Genomic DNA, 19,343 nt, shown 5'->3' with positions numbered 1-19,343 from the left:
CGTGCGCGGGGAGCCGGCTCTTTTCTGTTCGAGGATATCCCCATGAAGGCCACAAGGTTGCTCCTTGCCGCGGCGACGCTCGCCATTGCCGCGGCGCTTCCCGCCAGCGCGCAGGAGTTGGTTCCCTATCAGCAGTTCACTTTGCCCAACGGCCTGCGCGTCGTGGTCCATGAGGACCACAAGACGCCCAAGATCGCGGTCGCGGTCTGGTATCACGTCGGCTCGATGAACGAGCCCGCCGGCAAGTCGGGCTTTGCGCACCTGTTCGAGCATCTGATGTTCAACGGCTCCGAGCATCACGACAAGGAATATATGCCGCCGCTCCAAGAGATCGGCGTATCCGGCGTCAACGGCGCCACGTCGCTCGACCAGACCTATTATTACGAGATCGTCCCCACCGGCGGGCTGGAGCGCGTGCTGTGGCTCGAGTCCGACCGCATGGGCTATCTCTCGGGCGCGATCAGCCAGGCCAAGCTCGATGAGCAGCGCAAGGTCGTCCAGAACGAGAAGCGCACCCGCGAGAACACGCCCTATGCGCTGATGGACCAGCGCGAGGCAGCGGCGCTGTTCCCGCTCGGCCATCCCTATCACCATCCGACGATCGGCTCGATGGAGGACCTGAACGCCGCTTCGCTCGACGACGTGAAGGGCTGGTTCGGCCAATATTACGGCGCCAGCAACGCGGTGGTCTCGCTCTCGGGCGACGTGACGCTGGAGCAGGCCAAGACGCTGATGGCCAAGTATTTCGGCAGCGTGCCCGCCGGATCGCCGGTCAGCCGCACGACCGAATGGGTGCCGGCGCTCGAGCGCGACAAGAGCGAGGTGATGCAGGACGACGTGCCGCAGCTCGCCATCGCCTGGAACTGGGCGGTGCCGGGCAATCGCTCGCCCGAAGCCCAGGCGCTGCAGCTCGCCGCCCAGGCGCTTGGCCGCGGCAAGACCTCGCGGCTCCACCAGGTGCTGGTGCAGGAGAAGCAGCTCGCGACCTATGCCTCGGCGCAATATGCCGGCTATGCGGTTGCGGGCGTCTTCTCGGTCGATGTGCGGCTGAAGCCCGGCGTCGATCGCGCCGTGGCCGAGGCGGCGGTGAAGCAGGTGATCGACGAGTTCCTCGCCAAGGGGCCGGCCCCGGCGGAGCTCGCCCGGGTCAAGGCGAGTGGATCGGCCGACAATGCCCGTGCGATGGAATCGATCTACGTAAAGGCGATGGCGCTGGCCAGCGGCGCGATGTTCGCCGACAATCCCGGCCAATATGCGGTGGACGACAGGCGCTTCCAGGCGCTCACCGCGCCCGAGATCCGTATCGTCGCCAGCACCTGGCTGGGCAAGCCCAGCTACAAGCTCACCGTGCTCCCCTTCGGCAGCCACAAGGCGGTGGTGGACGGCGCCGACCGGACCAAGCTGCCGCCGCTCGGCCCGTCGCCCGCGCTCAAGCTGCCCCAGGTGCAGGAGGCCAAGCTTTCCAACGGCATCCGCGTGGTGTTCGCCGAGCGGCCGGGGACGGCGACCGTCGACATGACGATGGTCTTCGATGCCGGCCAGGCTGCGGAAAAGGGCGCGAAGCACGGCGTCGGCGGGTTCACGCTGGGGCTGATGGACGAAGGCACGGTGACGCTGACCGGCCAGCAGTTCGCGGAGCGCCAGGCGATGCTCGGCGCGCGCATCTACAGCTATAGCGATGTCGACACGACAGACTTCATGGCCTCGGCGATGACCAAGTCGCTGCCCGACACCGTGGCGCTCTGGGCCGACTACATCCGCAATCCCGGCTTTCGGCCCGCCGACCTGGAGCGCGACCGCCAGCAGCATCTCTCGGGCCTGTCCCAAGCGCTGGTCAATCCGGACGAGATCGCGCAGCGTACCTTCACCAGCATCGTCTATGGCCCGGACCACGCGTACGGCGTGCCGCTGGCGGGCCGGGCGGAGACGCTCAAGTCGATCACCCGCGAGGATCTGGTGGCGTTCCACGACAGCTGGATCCGCCCGGACAACGCCGTGATCTATGCGGCGGGCGGCACCGATCTAGCCACGCTCACCGCCGCGCTCGAAAAGGGCTTCGGCAGCTGGAAGGCCCCGGCGCGCGCCAAGGGCAGCAAGCATATCGATCCCGTCCCCGCCGTGACCGCTTCGCGCGTCGTGCTGATCGACAAGCCCGGCGCGATCCAGTCGGTGATCCGCGTCGGCGAGATCCTGCCCGACGGCACCGATCCGCGCAATTTCGAGATCGGGGCGATGAACGACGTGCTGGGCGGCGGCTTCACCGCGCGGCTCAACATGAACCTGCGCGAGGGCAAGGGCTGGACCTATGGCGCCAATTCCTATGTCGCCGAGGCACGCGGACCCCAGGCCTTCGGCGTGGCGACCGGCATCCAGACCGACAAGACGGCCGAGGCGCTGAGCGAGATCGACAAGGAGATCCGCGGCATCCGCGGCACCAAGCCGGCGACCCAGGCGGAGCTCGACCTGCTGAGCAAGGGCGAAGTGCTCTCCCTGCCCGGCCGGTTTGAGACCAACAACGCGATGGTCGGCTATCTCCAATATGTGAACCGGCTCGGCCGCCCGTACGAGTGGATCACCACCCTGCCCGCGCAATATGCGGCGCTCCGCACCGACACCATCACCCGCTCCGCCCAGCTGCTCCATCCAGACGCGATGACCTGGGTGGTCGTAGGCGATCTTTCGAAGATCGAGGCGAAGGTCCGCGCGCTCAATCTCGGCACGGTCGAGATCTGGGACGCGGAGGGCCGCAAGCTGCGCTAGGCGCTCGGTACGCCGGGACGGTGGAGCGGTCCCCCGCTCCACCGTCCCGGGTGACGAATAGCTCTCGAAATCAACGCGGCGCGGGGGAAAGTGGGATCCCAAACCCCGCGCCGCGTCGCGGCTCCTAGAAGCCGATCTTCACCCGCACCGAGGCGCGGCCCTCGCGGGTCTTGTCGCCGGCCGCCGCTTCGAGCGCGATGCCGAGGCGGACATTGTCGCTGGCATGCGCGTCGATGCCGACACCCAGCGTGCCGAGCACCGGCGCCATCCGCGCGCCCTCGACCAGGAACGAGCCGGTCCCGGTCGGTGCGCCGGCGAAGCGCATGTTGCCCAGGCTATCGAGGTCGCCCGTATTGTAGCGCACGCCGGCGCTGACCCAGGGCATCGCATAGCCACTGCCGGTCTTCACCTTGGCGGCGAGCCGCAGCTCGCCAGTGGCGGTGAAGACGTCGCGGCTCGCCTTGGCCACGCTCAGCCCCAGCCCGCCCGAGGCGCGCTCGGTGAAGCCGTCGCGGCTGTCATGCGTCTGGCTGGCGCTGGCGACGATCGCAGCGTGCAGCCCGCCGCCCAGCTCGGCGCGGTAGCCGGCCGAGGCGCCGAAGGAATAGCCATCGGCATGCGCGTCGCCGGTCGCCAGGCTGGTGCTGCCGCCGAGCGCAATCGTCCGCTTCGTGTCGAAGTCGGCCGAATACCAGGTGCCCGAGGCGCTGACGAACAGGCTGCCGGCATCATAGCTGGCATAGCCGCCCAGCTGATACTGGTTGCCGGTCACCGTCGAGTTGCGCGCATTCACATCGCCGTCGATCTCGGCGACGCCCCCCGCCACGCCGGCGGTGAAGCCATCCAGCCGCAGCTCGGCGCCCATCGCGACGCCGGCAGTGGTGTTCTCGACACCGACATGGCCAGCGCCGCCGAGCAGCTTCTGATAGCCGCCGTAAGCCTGGCCCCAGATACCGCCGCCATTGCCCGAGCCGCCCGGCGCATCGGCATTGGCGAGGCGGCTGGCGAAGCCGGTGCCCGCCGTCGCGGTCGAACGGACCTGCGAAAGGCTGGTGTCGCCGAAGCCGCCGCCGACCAGCGAATCCCCACCATTGCCGACACGGTCGCGCAGCAGGTCGGCGAACAGGTTGTTCGCGGACATCGTCGCCGTCGAGATGTCGGTCAGCGACTCGCCGCTGAAGCTCTTGTACGCCTCGATCCGCTGGGCTTGGCTGAGCGCCGCCAGCGTGTTGAGCGTGTTCGAGAACTCATCGGTGGCATTGCCGGTGGTGGCACTGGTGAGCGCCCCCGCGACTGCGGAGAGATTGCCCGAGCCCGCCGGCACATCGGTGGCGAAGTCGACATTCTTCTGCACCTGCAGGACGACCGCATTGGCGAGCAGGTCGTAGCGCAGGCGCCAGCGCAGGTTCGGGTTGTTCGCGACATTGGTGAAGGTCGCGCCGTTGCCGAAGGTGCCGGTCAGGCTTCCCGCCTGGACGATCGTGTAGAGCTGGTTGAAGCGATAGTCGCTCGCCGCCTGGCTAAGCGAGTTCACTGCGACCGTGCCGCCCGAGAGCGTCGCCGCACCGGTGACGCGGATGCTGTCCGATGCGAAGTTCATGCTCGTGCCGCCGAAGTCGAAGGCCAGCGTGCCGCCGGTGACGTTGAGGCTGCCCGCGGTGAACGAGCCGATCGGCTGGATCGTGGTGCCGACCAGGCCGGTGGCGAGGCCGCCCGGCGAGAGCGTGCCCGAAGCCAGCGCGAGGTTGCCCGCGAAGCTCGCCTGACCGATCAGCGTGCCGCCCTGGACACGCATGCCACCGGCGCTGGTGCCGGCATAGGCAAGCGTGCCTGCGGTCAGGTCGATCCGCCCGGTCATCGCCAGGTTGCCCGCCAGGTTCAGGCGGCCGGTGCCCTGCTTCTCGAATACGCCCGAACCCGTGATGCCGCCCGAGAAGCTCGAGTCCGCATTGCCGGAAAGGACCAGCTTGCCGCTGCCCAGCGCGATGGTGCCGCCGCCGCCCGGACCGTTCGACAGGCTGCCGATCGTCTCGGTATAGCCCGCCAGGTCGAAGACGGCGTTGGTGTTGATCGCGACGGCCGCGTTGTTGGCGAGGCGCTCGCTTGCACCCAGGCGCAGCGTGCCGGCCTGGACGATAGCGGTGCCGGCTGCCGAAGTCCCGTTCAGCGTCGAGACGCCGCCGACGCTGAAGAGGGTGCCTGCTGCCAGGTTCGCATTCACCGTCGCGCCGCTCAGCTGATACTGGCTAGCCGTCAGCGTGCCGGTGCCGGCCAGCGTGCCGCCGATGCCCGCCAGCGCCACGGTCTCGTTGAACGCACCGAGATCGAAGGTCGCACCGGAGCCGATGTCGAGCACCGCCGTGTCCGCGATACGGTTGGCCGCACCGAGGCGCAGCGTGCCGGCCTGGACCGAGACGTCGCCTGCTGCGGTGCCGTTGAGGGTGGAGGTGCCGCCAAGGTTGAAGACCCTGCCCGCTCCCAGGTTCGCGTTCACCGTCGCGCCGGTGAGCTGGTACTGGCTGGCCGTCAGCGTACCCGTGCCATTCAGCGTGCCGAGCAGCGCAAGCGCGCCGACCGTGTCGTTGAAGGCGCCGATGTCCAGCGTCGCGCCCGAAGCGACCGCCACCACGGCGGTGTCGGCAAGGCGGTTCGAAGCGCCGAGCGCCAGCGTGCCGGCCTGGACCGAGACATCGCCGGCAGCGGTGCCGTTCAGGGTCGAGGTGCCGCCGAGATTGTAGAGGGTCCCCGCACCGAGATTGGCGTTCACCGTTGCACCGGTCAGCTGGTATTCGCCGGCGATGAGCGTGCCGGTACCGGCCAGGGTGCCATTCAGGCCGGCAAGCGCGACCGTCTCGCCGTTCGCGCCGAGATCGAGCGTGGCGCCCGTGGCGACGGCCAGCGTGGCGGTGTCCGCCAGGTGCTCGGCCGCAGCCAGCCTGAGCGTGCCGCCGCTGACCAGGACATTGCCCGCCGCGGTGCCGTTGAGCGTCGAGACGCCCGCCAGATTCTCCAGCGTGCCCGTGCCGAGATTGGCGTTCACCACCGCGCCGGTGAGCTGGTACTGGCCTGCCGTCAGCGTGCCGGAACCGTTCAGCGTGCCGAGCAGCGCGAGCGCGCCAATCGTGTCGCTGAACCCGCCGATATCCAGCGTGGCGCCCGAGGCGACCGCCACCGTGGCATTGTCGGCAAGACGGTTCGCCGCGCCGAGCACCAGCGTGCCGCCCTGGACCGAGACGTCGCCCGCGGCGGTGCCGTTCAGCGTCGAGGTACCGGCGAGGTTGTACACAATGCCCGCGCCCAGGTTGGCGTTCACCGTCGCGGCACCGAGCTGATACTCGCCGGCGGTCAGCGTGCCGCTGCCGGCCAGCGTGCCGCCGATCGCCGCGATGCCAACGGTGTCGTTGAACGCACCGATATCGAGGGTCGCGCCACCGTCGATCAGCACCGTGGCGGTGTCGGCAAGGCGGTTCGCCGCGCCGAGCACCAGCGTGCCCGCCCCCACTTCGACATTGCCCGAAGCGGTGCCGTTCAGCACCGAGGTGCCGCCGATATTCATCACCGAACCGCCCAGGTTCGCGCTGATCGTCGCACCGTTCAGCTGGAGCAGGTTCGCGGTGAGCGTGCCCGTGCCGTTGACCGTGCCGAAGACCACGCCGGTGCCGATCGTGTCGCTGTACGCGCCCAGATCGAGTGCCGCCCCGGCGAGGATGCCGAGCTGGGCGTTGTCCGCCAGCCGGTTCGAGGCGCCGAGCGCGAGCGTGCCGCCGCGGATCGAGACCGTGGAGAAGGCCGCGGTGCCGTTCAGCGTCGAGGTGCCGGCATCCTGGAACAGCGCGTCGCCGGCCAGATTGGCATTGGCGATGCCGCCGGTCAGGAAGGCGTAGCCCGTCGTGGTGAGCGTGCCGGTGCCGTTCAGCGTGCCGGCGATCGTCACCTCGGCGACGGTGTCGTTGCCGGCGCCGAGATCGACGGTGCCGCCGGCCTGGATCGACAGCGACGATGCGTCGGCCAGCAGGTTCGACCCCGCAAGGGTCAGCGTGCCGCCGACCTGGGTGACGCCGGTATAGGCCTGGGCGCCGGTGAGCGTCAGGCTGGTACCGCCGAAGATGGCGAGGCTGCCGGTGCCCGAGATCGTGCCGTCGAAGCTGCTGCTGGTGCCGCCGCCGAGCATCAGCGCGTTCGCGCCGAGCTGGATGGCGCCGCTGCCGGCGATGTTGCCGACCTGCTCGCTGGCGAGCAGCTGGAGCGTGCCCGGTGCCGCGATGGTGACCAGCGCGCCGTTGCCGATCGCGGAGCCGCCCGAGGCCGCAAGCGTGCCCGAATTGATCTGCCAGGCGCCGTTCGAACCGTCGCTGCCGGTGAGCGTCCACACGCCCGTGCCGTTCATCGCGCGGGTCTCGAAGTTGAGCGTCGTGCCGATGTCGAGGCTGGCATTGCCGGTGCCGGTCAACACCAGCGCGTCGCTACCGCCATTGCCGTTGAACATCGAGCCCGCGCCGATCGTGGCGCCGCTGTCCAGCGTCAGCGTGTCGTCGCCGGCACCGAGGCCGATGATGCCGGTATAGTTGCCGGCAACCGTCACGCTGGCGGCGTCACTGCCGACCACCTGGATCGCGCCATTGGTCGTCGAACCCGCCTGCAGGTCGATCGTCGCGCCGCCGAAGCTGAGGATCGCGCCCTTTGCGCCGCCGATCATGCCGCCGGCCTGGTTGGTGAAGACGAGCGTGCCGGTCGAGTTGACGCCCCAGCCGTCGGTCGTGCTGGAGCCGCCCTCGATGCTGCCCGAGTTCAGGATCGTGCCGCCCGAGAGCAGGCCGATCGCGAAGTCGGTGCCCGTGCTGCGGATGGTACCGGCATTGGTGATCTGGGCGCCGTCATGGGCGACCACCGCCAGATCGCCCTGGATCGTCGACCCGGCGCCATTGGTAAGCGCCAGCCCGCCGCTCGCATAGACGGCATAGCTGCCGCCGTTGATCAGGCCCCCGGCCTGGTTGGCAACAGTCATCGTCGCAGTGCCGGCATTGTAGACCGTGCCGTTGATCGTGGCGTTGTTGGTCACGCTGGTCGCCGCTGCGCCGGTGCCGCGCACCTCGCCGGTGACGGTGCCGTCATTGGTGAACGAACCGCCATTGGTCAGGGTGATGCTGGTGCCGCCCGTCGCGGCGAGCGTGCCGCTGTTGATGACGGCCGAGCCGTCCAGCACCTTGATGCCGCCCGCCACCGTGCTGGCGCCGCCGAAGGTGAGCGCTTCGCCTGCAGCGAGGCCCGAGACCGTGACCAGGCCGCCGCCGGTGATGTTCTGCCCGACGGTACCCGAGCCCGGCTGCACATAGGCGAGCGTGCCCTGCGCGGTGATGGCGCTGCCCGAGATGGTCTCGCTCGTGCCCTGGAGCGTCGCGCTGGCATTGACGATCGTCGTGCCGCTCCAGCTGTTCGCGGCATTGGCGAGGATGATCGTCCCTTGCCCGCCGATCACCAGCTGCTGGTCCGGATCGACGCCCGCGCCGGTGCCGGTGGTGATCGCGCCGGTGAGCGTGGCGATCACGCCGGCGGTGGTATTGAGGGTCGAAGGATTCGCCGAGGACGGGGTGACGACTTCGAGCGAGATGTTGTTGGCATAGGTGCCGGTCGCGCCGAACGTCGCGGTCGGGTCGATCATGTGGATCGTGCCCGAGCCGAAGGCGCCCGCGGTGTTCGCGCGGATCGAGCCGCCATTGACATAGATGTCGCCGGTCAGGTCGCCCGTGTCCTGGAAGGTGATCGTGCCCGCCGGGTTGCCGTTATAGCCGGCATAGATCGCCTGGCCGGTATTCGTGCCAGTGCCGGTGAGGGTGACGTCGCCCGAGGTGAGGCCGAAGCCCTCGAAGTTCGAGAAATTGGCGAGGCTGACATCGTAGCTCGTGCCGGCGCCGAAATCGGCAAACAGCATGTCGCGGCCGGCACCGCCATCGACCATGCCGGTGATATTGCCGCCGATATAGACGAACGTGTCGTCGCCATCGCCCAGGTTGACGTTGGTGATCGTGCCCGAGCGGAGGGTGACATTGTCGACGCCCGCGCCCGAGGTCGCGTCATAGTCGCCATAGACGACGCCCGACAGGTCGATGTTGCGGGTGCCGTTGCCGGTCGAGACGATGCTGCCGTACATGTACGAGCCGTACTCGTTGGTCATGTTGACCGTGCCGTCGCCCGAGAGCAGCGCCGCGGCGGTGCCGCCGACGAGCGCGCCGCCATTGCGATTGGTGATCGTCGAGGTCACGCCGCCGGCGGTGTCGATCGAGATGCCGTAGCCGCTATTGCCCTGAAGCGTGCCCGAGTTCTCGATCGTCGCCGCGCCGCCCGAGATGGTCACGCCATTGGCGCCGCCGACGATGATGCCGGTGGTGTTGCCGTTGACATAGCCACCGACGTTGGTGACCGAGCCGCCCGCGGTGAAGCGGACGCCGTCGCCGGTGCTGAGGTTGGCATTGGTCTGCCAATATGCGGTGGCGTTGTCGCCGGCGGTGCCCGCGACGATGACGCCCGTGTTGGTCAGCGTCTGATAGTCGTCGCTGCCCACCACGCCATTGGTCTGGCCGGCGATGACACCGGCATTGGTGAGGGTGGTGCCATAGGCCTGCAGCGTGACGCCGTTGCCCGCCGCGATGATCCGGCCGCCGGCCTGGTTGTCGACGGTGCCGCCATTGGTGATCACGCCGTCAAAGCCGCCGGTCGACTTGATGAGGCCGGCATTGGTCACGCTGCCGCCGGCGTACGCGGCGACGCCATAGTCGTCGTGTGCGATCAGCTGGCCGCCGGCGCTGACGGTCAGGCTTGCGCTGGCGTTGACGAGCGTCACCCCCGTGCCGGTCATCTCGAGTTTCGCGGTGCCGCCGAGCGCCAGGTTGCTGCCGGTCACGGTCCAGCCGCCATCAGTCGGCGTCTGGGTGCCGGTCAGCGTCAGCGTGTCGCCACCGTTCAGGCTGTGCTGTTCGAAGCCCGTGATGGTGGAGAGGTCGAGCGTCGTCGGGGCGGAGATGCTCGCGGCGAACCGGTCGTTGCCGCCCTCGCCATTGATGCTGGTGAAGCTGCCGCCATACCAGTTGAGCGTATCGTCGCCGCCGCCGAGCGCGATCGCGCCGTTGGTTGTCGAGCCGGCGTAGAGGTTGACCGTGTCGGCGTTGGTGCCGGTCAGGTAGATCGCATAGGCGCCGCCGGTGATCGTGCCGGAATTGCCGATGTTCGCCGCAGTGGTGCCTCCCGAGGCGACGCCGTAATTGCCGCCGACGATCGTCGCGCCGCTGCCGTTGTTGAGATAGCCGCCGTTGAAGACGACGCCGTTGCCGGTGCCGTTCACCGTGAAGGTGCCGGTGGTGCCGCCCGAGAGTGTGCCCGAGCCGATGAAGCCGCTATTGTTGATATTCGCGGTGGTGGCGACTTGGATGCCCCAGCCCTGGCCGACGATCGTGCCGTCCGCCTGGTTGGTGACGATGGCGCTGCCGCTCGAGAAGTAGATGCCGCGGCTGCCGCTGTCGAGGCCGACGATGGCGCCGCCATTGTCGATGCCTACGCCGGAGGCAGCGCCGACCAGGACGCCGCCGGTGCCGCCGCTGACCAGGCCGTTGGTCTGGTTGTTGAAGCTGCCGGTCGAGGTGCTGGTGAAGCGTACGCCATAGCCCTGGGTGGCGTTGCTGCCGCCGGTGAGGGTGCCGGAGTTGTAGAGCTGGCTGCTGGTGCCCGCGACGTTCACGCCGGCATTGGTGCTCGCGATGATCGTGCCGCCGCTGTTGTTGAAGGTCAGCGTGCCAGTCGCGCTGACGCCGGTCGCGCCGGTGATCGTCCCGGTATACTGGTTGATGACCGTGCCCGAGGTGAGCGACACGCCGATGCCGGTGCTTGCGGTGTAGGTGTTGGCCAGGGAGTCATAGGTCGCCGCGGCGATCAGGCCGCTGTTGTTCACCGTGCCGCCTGCGGCCAGCTTCACGCCCACGCCGCCGCCGAAGATACGGCCACCGGCATTGTTGGTGACGGTGCCGGCGCCTTCGATGCCGTTGACGCTGTAGCCGGAGATCGTGCCCGTGTTGGTCACCGAGCCGCCGCTGGCGAGATAGACGCCGTCCCAGCTGCCGGTGATCAGGCCGGTGGCATTGTTGGTCACCGTGCCGAGGCCGCTGCCGATGTAGACGCCGTTGGCGCGTGCGGTCGAGGTCGAGCCGAGCGACGCGCCGAGGATCTGGCCGGAATTGTTGACGGTGGTCGCCGCGAACGAGCTGATCGCGTTGGTGTCGGTGCCGCTGCCGTTCAGGAACGAACCCTGGATCACGCCGCCGGCCTGGTTGGTGATCGTGCCGCCCATGGCCTGGATGCCGGTACCGCCGCCGGCGGTGAGCGTGCCGGTGGTGCCGCCCGAGAGCGTGCCGGTGGCGATCGTGCCGCGGTTGGTGATCGCGACCGAGCCGCCGGTCGCGATGCCGTTGGAGCGGCCGACGATCAGGCCGGCATTGTCCAGGCCGAGCGTGCCCACGCCGCCCATGCCGATGCCGTTGCCGCCGCCGGCATTGCCCTGGCCGACGATGCGGCCGGTGGCATAGTTGTTGATCGAGAGGTTGCCCGAGCCGCCCTGGTTCTCGATCGCGTTGTAGAGATTGCCGGCGATCAGGCCGTAGTTGTTCACGTTCAACGCGCCGGTGGCGACGACGCCGCCCGAGGCGACATGGTTGATGCCGGCATTCTGGCCGCTGATCGTCGCGGTCGAGTTGCTCGCCGAGCCGTTGTTGATCGTGCTGGTGCCGGTGGTGGCGACCACCGCGATCGCGGCGCCATAGCCATTGTCGCCGCCGGTGCCGATGTTGGTGATGGCGCCGAAATTGTCGACGCCGTCATTGGTGCCGCCGAGGCGCACGCCGACATACTGGCCGCCCGCGACCGAGCCGGAGAGGCCGACGCGCAGGACGTTGCCTACGCCCGCCAGCGTCACGGCGGAGACAGCCGCGCCGCTGCGCGCGCCGGTCAGCGTGACCTGGCCGCCGGTGGCCGAATCCACGGTGAGGTTGCCGGTGGTGGTGATCGCGCCGCTCAGCGAGACCGTGCCGAGCGCCTGGACGTTGCCCGCGCCGCTGATCGCGCTGGTGAAGTCGTAATTGTCGGTGCGGTTGAACACCAGGGTGCCGCCCGCATCGACGGTGATCGCGCCGGCGATGCGCCCGCTGGCGGCGCCATCGCCGACCTGGAGGGTGCCGCCGGCGACCGTGGTGCCGCCGGTATAGGTGTTGAACCCGGTCAGCGTGACCTGGCCGCTCTCCACGCGCAGCGCGCCGCTGCCCGAGATCACCTTGCCGCTCGAGCTGGCACCCGACTGGGCATAGGTGAGCGTGCCGTTGTTGGTGATGCTGCTGCCCGAGATCGCGCTGGTCGAGCCGCGCACGGTAACGCCCGAGTTGATCGTCGTGATGCCGGTCCAGCTGTTGCCGGTGCCGGTCAGGTTGAACAGGCTGCCGCCGATGCCGGCGAAGGTAACCGCCTGCGACGCGCCGATCGCCTGGCCGGCGGCGTTGGTGCCGCTGCCCGAGGTGATGCTGCCGCTCAGGATGGCGTTGCCGCCGAACAGGTTCTCGAACACCGCCGGCTGGCCGTTCAGCACCGCCGGAACGTCGAGCACGAAGTTGTTCGCATAGGCGCCCGATGCGCCGAACTGGACGTTCGACGAGAGCAGGTGGACGACCGCGCTGCCGAACGCGCCGGCGCCGTTGGCGAGCACGATGCCACCATTCGCGTTGATCGTGCCGATGCCGCTGGTGCCCTGGAACAGCAGGGTGCCGCCATTGGAATTGACGGTGATGCCCGGCACCGCTGCCGCACCGGAGAGCACCCAGGTGCCGCTGTCGAGCTTGGTGATCGTCTCGGCGCCGGTCGAGGTGGCGAGCGAGAAGATGCCCTGCGACGCGCCGGTGCCGGTGCCGCGCAGCTGCAGCGTGTCGCTGCCGCCGCCCAGGTCGATCGCGCCATAGGTCGCCGCCGCCAGCGCGCCGCTGTTCTGCAGCGTCACGGTGCCGGCCGAGCCGGTCACGGCGTTGGTATAGCCCTGCGTGACCGCGCTCGCGTTGGTCTGGCCGGTGTAGATCGCCAGCGTGTCGTTGCCGCTGCCGCCGGTGATCCGGCCGCTGGCCGAGCCGGCGAACAGATTGATCGTGCCGCCGGTGCTGCCGGTCAGCACGGTGCCGCCGGTCCCGCTGCCCGCCTGGCCGTAATTGTTGAAGGTCGTGCCGCCGTTCAGGAACACCGCATAGCCGTTCGTCGCGTCGCTGCCGCCGCCGAGCGAGGCGCCCACCGCATTGGTGACGGTGCCGCCGCCGGTGGCGCTGATCGCGAAGTTCGTCCCTTCGCTGATGGTGCCGGCATTGAGGATGCTCGCGACACCGCCGACATCGACGGCATTGAGGGCCAGCGTGCCGGTGCCGACGCCGTTGACCATGCCGATGTTGACGAGGGTCAGCGCGCCGGTGGCAGCGATGCCGCCCGATGCGCCCCGGATCGAGCCCGTATTGGTGATGTTGGCGGTACCGGTGCGGATTGCCGTGGTGGTGCCGCCCTGGACATAGTTGTTCGAGCCGTCGAGCGTGCCGGTGCCGATCGTGCCCGAGTTGCTGAGGCTGAGCAGGCCGCTGCCGGCATTATAGATGCCGGCGGTGCCCGCGCCGACGATCTGGCCGGCATTGGTGACCTGCACCGCGCCGTTGTTGATCAGCAGGCCCGCGCCTTCGCCGGTCGCGCCATAGATGCGGCCGGTGCTGTTGTTCTCCACGACGCTGGTGCCGGTGATTTCGACGCCCGCGAAGCGGTCGCCCTGGATCAGACCGTCATTGACGACATAGGCGCCGTTGTTGGCGCGCGCGCCGTCCCAGCGACCGATGAGGGTCGCGCCGGTGTGGTTGCTGAGGCTGAGCTGGTTGCTGCTGGCGAGGACGCCGTTGCCCTGCGTCGTGATCGAGCCGCCGGCGGCATAGGTGATCGTGCCGTAGTTATCGACCGTGCCGCTGCCGATCGCGATGGCCGAGGACGCGCCGGTGCCCGAGGTGATCGTGCCGCTGTTCTGGATGTTGTTGCCGTTGCCGCTCGAATAGATGACGTCGCCCGTCGCGCTCAGCTGCGCGCCCGACTGGACGAACATCAGGTCCGGCGTGGTCAGCGTGACGCCGACGCCGGCGATGTTGGTCAGCGCGCCGTTGAGGATGAAGGTCGTCGCGTTGCCGCCCGCCACGGTCCAGCCCGCGCCGCCGTTGCGGCTGCCGGTCAGGGTCAGGTTGCCGCTGAGCAGGCTGTAGGCGTCGAAATTGGTGAGGTTGGCGAAGTCGGTGGTGAGATTGAGCGTCTTGTTGGTCGACGAGCCGACATCCACCGCGAAGATGTCGGTGCCCGCGCCGCCGTCGATCGTGCCGCTGAAGGCGCCGCCGGCCCAGGTGAAGGTGTCGTTGCCCGAGCCGAAATCCGCGCTCTGCATCGATCCGTTCGCGCCGAGCCGGAAGTTCTGGGCGCCGGTGGAGCCGCTGCCGTCATAGTCGCCGACAAGCGTGCCGGCGAGGTTGACGGTGGTCGCGCCGGTGCCGAGGACGCTGATCAGGCCGGTCGTATAGGAGGGGGCGTTGAGGTTGAGCGTCGAGGCGGTGGTCGCATCGATCCTGATCGCGCCGGCGCCGCCGCCGGTGATCTGGCCGTCGCTGTTGATCGTCTGGCCCGGCGAGAAGGCGCTGCTGTCGAAGCGGATCGCCCAGCCATTGGCGGCCGAGCCGCCGGTGATGATGCCGCTGCTGTTGTTGGTGATCGTGCCGCCGCGGCCCGAGATGATCGCCGAATTGTTCGTCGCGGTGATGATGCCCGAGTTGGTGATGTTGGTCGTCGCCGCGCCCCAGACGACGACGCTGCCGGCGGTCATCGTCCCGTTGTTGGTCACGGTGACCGTCGAGGGACCCTGCGAATTGCGCACACCGGTGCCGCCGGCGGCGGTCGCGCTGATCGTGCCGTTGTTGACGATGGTGACGTCATGGCCGGCGCCGATCGCGCTGCTGCCCTGGCTCGATACCGTGACGCCGGATGCAACGTTCACGACCAGGTCGGTGTTGATCCAGCCCGATCCGATCGCGTAGCTGCCATTGCCCGCCAGGATATCCGCATTGGCGTAGACGGTGTTGATCCCACCGATCGCGCCGGCGGTGTTGAACAGGACGCCCGCGCTCGGGCGGGTCGAATTGCCAATCGCGGCGCCAACCGTCACCGTGTTCGTTTGCCCGGACTGCGCCGACTTCATCTGGATGCCGACGCTGCCGCCGTTGATCGTGCCGCCGGTCGTGGTCGTGACGCTGTTGGCCGTGTTGCTCGACGTGACGTTGATGCCGATGCCGGTGCCGCTGGTGGTGATCGCGGAGCCCGACGAGACGGTAACGCCGGCACTGGCGTTGCTGGCCGAAGCGGCGATGCCGGTGCCGTTGGCAAGCGTGCTGATCGTGCCGCCCGTGGTGGTGACATTCGCGCCCGTGGCGGACAGGGCGTTGATGCCGGTGGCGAAGCCCGAAATCGTCGGCGCCTTGAGCGACAGGTTCACCGTCGAGGTGGTGGAGGTCGCATAGATGCCGGTGTCGCCGCTGATGCCGGTGACGTTGCGCAGGCTGCTGACCGTGCCGAAATCGACGACGTTGATGAAGCCGGTGGCGACCAGATAGGCGCCGAAGGTCGCGTTCAGGTCGGTGGTCGAGCTGGTGTCGGTCTGGCCGATCGCCCAGGTCAGGTTGCCGCCGCCAGCCTGCATGAACAGCGCCGCGCCGTTCTGGTCGCTGCGCAGCGAGTTGGCGCCTGCGGTGTAAAGGACCGCGCTCTGACCGCCGGCGGCGTTCTGCCGGTAGGCGCTGCCATTGGGGTTGCCGGTGGTGTTGTTGATCGTGACGCCGGTCATGGTGACGCCGGAGCTCTGGGTGTTGTCCACCATCACGCCGCCATTGGTCGCGGTATCGTCGGTATAGGTGCCCGAGCCCGAGATCGTGCCGCCGCCCGCGGGGCTGGTCGACTGGGCCAGCGCCGGCGTTGCCAGCGTGATGCCGATCAGCGCGGTCGATCCGAGCAGTGCCTTGCGCAGTAGCGCCTCACGACCCACGCGCACCGAACCACGCGACGTACCCACGCCGTTACCACGACCAACCATCTGGAAACCCCCGAAGAATGTAAGCGCCCAGGTGCAAGGAACACGCAACGCCGTGGGCGATAGGGGAAATCCCTTAGAGCATGTTCGCCGGATAGCCGTTGAACCGATGTTCCACCGATTTGGATGGATGTCGCAAAGGAAGACGCCCTCCCGTTACGGGACAGCAGCACATCTTAATCTAGGTTAGTCCGGTCGCCGCAGCTCGGCCAGGTCGATGCCCAGCCGGGCGATCTTGTCGTACAGCGTCTTGCGGGGCACGCCGAGCTCGTCCAGCGCCCGCGCCACACGCCCGCCATGCCGCCGCAGCGCGTCCCGGATCAGATTCTCCTCGAACCTGGCAAGGCGCGTCGGCAGGTCCTGCCCCGCCCCGGCCTGGGCTTCGACGCTGCGGCCGGACGCGACCTCGAAGGCAAAGTTGCGCAGCTCGCGGGCATTGCCCGGCCAGGGATGGCCGGCGAGATGGGCGTGCGTTCCCGCATCGAGCGCGACCTCGCCGACGCCAAGCTGCTGCTTCGCCTCCTCGATGAACGCGGCGAACAGCAGGAACACGTCGCCGCCGCATTCGCGCAGCGCCGGCACGCGCAGCCGCATCGTCGCCAGCCGGTAATAGAGGTCGGCCCGGAACCGCCCCTCGGCGACCGCCCTGCCGACATCCTCCTTGGCCGTGGCGATCACCCTGAGGTCGACCGCCTCGGGACGCTCCGCCCCGATCGGCTGCACTTCGCGCTCCTCCAGCACGCGAAGCAGCCGCGCCTGCATCGCCAGCGGCATCGAATCGATCTCGTCGAGCAGCAGCGTGCCTCCGCTCGACGAGGCGATGCGCCCGACGCGCGACAGCCTGGTGTGCGGCACGCTGTCGGCGGCGTGGCCGAACAGCTCGATCTCGGCGATCCCCTCGGGCAGCGCCGCGCAGTTGACCGCGACGAAGGGCTTGCCGCGCCGCCTGCTGCTCCGGTGGAGCATCCGCGCGACCAGCTCCTTGCCCGTGCCGGTCTCGCCTTCGAGCAGGATGTCGACATCGGTCTCGCCGAGCTGGCCGATCATCGCCCGCAGCCGCACGATCGCCGGGCTCTCGCCGATCAGCGGGCTTTCCTCCTGCGCCACCGCGGCGGCCGCAGCCCGGAGGCGGCGGTTCTCCATGACCAGCGCGCGCCGGTCGAGCGCCCGCCGCACCGCGATGAGCAGCCGCTCGGCCGCGAAGGGCTTGGGGATGAAGTCGAACGCGCCGTCGTGCAGCGCGGAGACCGCCATCGGCACATCGCCGTGCCCGGTGACGAGCAGCACGGGGATATCGGCATCGATCGCCCGGATCCGGCCGAGCAGCTCGAGCCCGTCCATGCCCGGCATGCGGATGTCGGATACGACCACGCCGGGAAAGTCCGGCGCCAGCCGCGCCAGCGCCGGCGCGGCACGGTCGAACGGCAGCACGTTCAGCCCCGCCAGCTCGAGCGTCTGAACCGTGGCGAGGCGCAGCTGCTCGTCATCCTCGACGAACATCACGCTGGCGTTGTCGGGGGCGAACATCATGCGGCCTTCAACGAGAGGTGGAAGGCCGCGCCGCCGCCCGGTGCCGGCACATGGGCGATGTCGCCGCCGAACTCGCGGGCGATGTCGCGGGCGATGGCGAGCCCCAGCCCGAGCCCGCCTTCCTTGGCCGAGGTGAAGGGCGTGAATAGCGTGTCGGCGATCTCCGCCGGCACGCCCGGTCCATTGTCGATCACCGAGAGGCGCACCGTGTCGCCCTGGCGCACGCCCTCGACGACGATCCGCCCCTCCTTCGTCCCCTGCACCGCGTCGAGCGCGTTCTGGAGCAGGTTGATCAGGATCTGCTCGAGCCGGATCCGGTCACCCCGGACGACGACCTGGCGCAGCGCCCGGGCCATTTTGAGCGTCACCACGCCGCGCGCGCGCTCGCCGAGCAGCAACAGCGCGCCGTCGAGCACCGAGCCGAGCTCGGCGCTGCCCTTGCCCGGCGTCTTGCGCCGGGCGAAGGCGCGCAGTTCCGAGGTGATCGTCCCGATCCGCTCGGTCAGCGAGACGATCTGCTTCAGGTTCGCGCCGGCCTTGTCGGGTGCGGCGCGGTCGAGGAAGGTCGCGGCATTCTCGGCAAAGGTGCGGATCGCCGCGACCGGCTGGTTGATCTCGTGCGCCACGCCCGCAGTGATCTGGCCGAGCGAGCCGAGCCGGCTGGCCTGGGCCAGTTCCTCACGCGCGGCGCGATAGCGGCGATCGGCCTCGATCCGCTCCTCGGACTCGACGATCAGCCGGGCATTGGCGTCGCGCAGCTCGGCGGTGCGGCGCTCGACCTCGGCTTCCAGCCGCGCCTGGTGATGGCGCTGGAGGCGGCGCTTCTCCGCCGAGCGCAGCGCCAGGCCGAGCAGCATGCCGGCGGCGAGCAGGATCGCGATCGCGATCAGCAGCGCCTGGGTGCGCGCGGCGGCGAGCGGCGGTTCGAGCGGTGCGAGATGGACGAGATGCGCGCCGGACAGCGGCGCGGGCTCCGAGACGGCGCGATAGCGCTGCGCCTTGCCGCGGGCATCGACCTTCGCATCGGTGCCGTCGATCGACACCGGAGCGCGCCGGGGCGGCCGCGCGCCGAACTGCAGCGTGCGGCGGGCATCGGCCAGCGTGGCGGCATCGAGCGCGCGGGTCGTCTGGAAGCGCCAGGCCGGCACCGACGTGACCAGGATGACGCCATGCGCGTCGGTGACCACGGTGATCCCCGGCACCCGCGCCCAGGCGGCCTCGACATCGTCGAACTCGACCTTGACCACGACGACGCCGAGCGCCTGGCCGTCACGGTCGACGCGGCGCGCCAGATAAAGGCCCGGCCGGCCGCTGATCGTGCCGAGCGCGAACAGCTCCGAGCCGCCGCGCTCCATCGCGTCGCGGAAATAGGGGCGGAAGCCGTAGAGCTGGCCGACAAAGCTGGTCGGCTGGCGCCAGTTGCTCGCGGCGACGGTCCGCCCGCCGCGGTTGATGACATAGATCGCGGCGGCGTCGGTGCGGGCGGCGAGCAGCTCGAGCGTGGCGTTGAGGCGACGCTCGGCGACCGGATCGCCGCCGCGCAGCGCTGGCGCGATCTCTGGATTCTCGCTCAGCACGAGCGGCAACAGGCGGAACTTCTGCAGCTCGCTGTTGAGCAGGCCGACATGCGCGCGGGCGGTCTGCTGCGCCACCGCGTCGGCCGAGGCGCGCGCCTGGCCGGTCGCCCAGCGGCTGCCCGTCCAGGCGAGCAGCGCTATCGTGGCGATCATCGTGCACGCGAGCAGCAGGCGCCGGCGGCCGAGAAGGGCGCGAATCCTCATTTGTGCGGTTTTTCGCACATTTCGGAAAAAACCGCGCGGAATTTCACACGGTTTTGCGCGGCCGCTCCGACGCCGTTTCCGAATGAAAGCATGAATATCAAATACTT

4 protein-coding genes are annotated in these 19,343 nt (G+C 69.2%); 1 reads left to right on the top strand and 3 read right to left on the bottom strand.

The features are described from left to right. Positions 1 to 42 precede the first annotated feature (42 nt). Positions 43 to 2,760, top strand: a complete 2,718-nt coding sequence (locus tag J2W22_RS19980; RefSeq protein ID WP_307120034.1) for a M16 family metallopeptidase — start codon at positions 43 to 45, stop codon at positions 2,758 to 2,760. A 124-nt stretch (positions 2,761 to 2,884) separates the two neighbouring features. Here the strand turns inward: J2W22_RS19980 and J2W22_RS19975 are convergent, their stop codons facing one another. The 3 genes from J2W22_RS19975 to J2W22_RS19965 form a co-directional block, all read right to left on the bottom strand. Further along, positions 2,885 to 15,928 carry a hypothetical protein gene (locus tag J2W22_RS19975; protein WP_307120033.1) on the bottom strand — a complete coding sequence of 4,348 codons (13,044 nt, stop codon included), beginning with the start codon at positions 15,926 to 15,928 and terminating at the stop codon, positions 2,885 to 2,887. A gap of 183 nt (positions 15,929 to 16,111) precedes the next feature. Then, entirely contained in the window at positions 16,112 to 17,455 is a 1,344-nt protein-coding gene (locus J2W22_RS19970; protein ID WP_307120032.1) for a sigma-54-dependent transcriptional regulator, read from the bottom strand. Further along, positions 17,452 to 19,236, bottom strand: a complete 1,785-nt coding sequence (locus J2W22_RS19965; RefSeq protein WP_307120031.1) for a sensor histidine kinase — start codon at positions 19,234 to 19,236, stop codon at positions 17,452 to 17,454. The genes J2W22_RS19970 and J2W22_RS19965 overlap by 4 nt, the downstream gene beginning before the upstream one ends. Positions 19,237 to 19,343 lie beyond the last annotated feature (107 nt).

Source organism: Sphingomonas kyeonggiensis (assembly GCF_030812785.1).
In the GTDB taxonomy this organism is placed as follows: domain Bacteria; phylum Pseudomonadota; class Alphaproteobacteria; order Sphingomonadales; family Sphingomonadaceae; genus Sphingomonas; species Sphingomonas kyeonggiensis_B.
The sequence above is the reverse complement of the archived record's forward strand: the minus strand, read 5'-3'. Positions and strand labels throughout refer to the sequence as shown.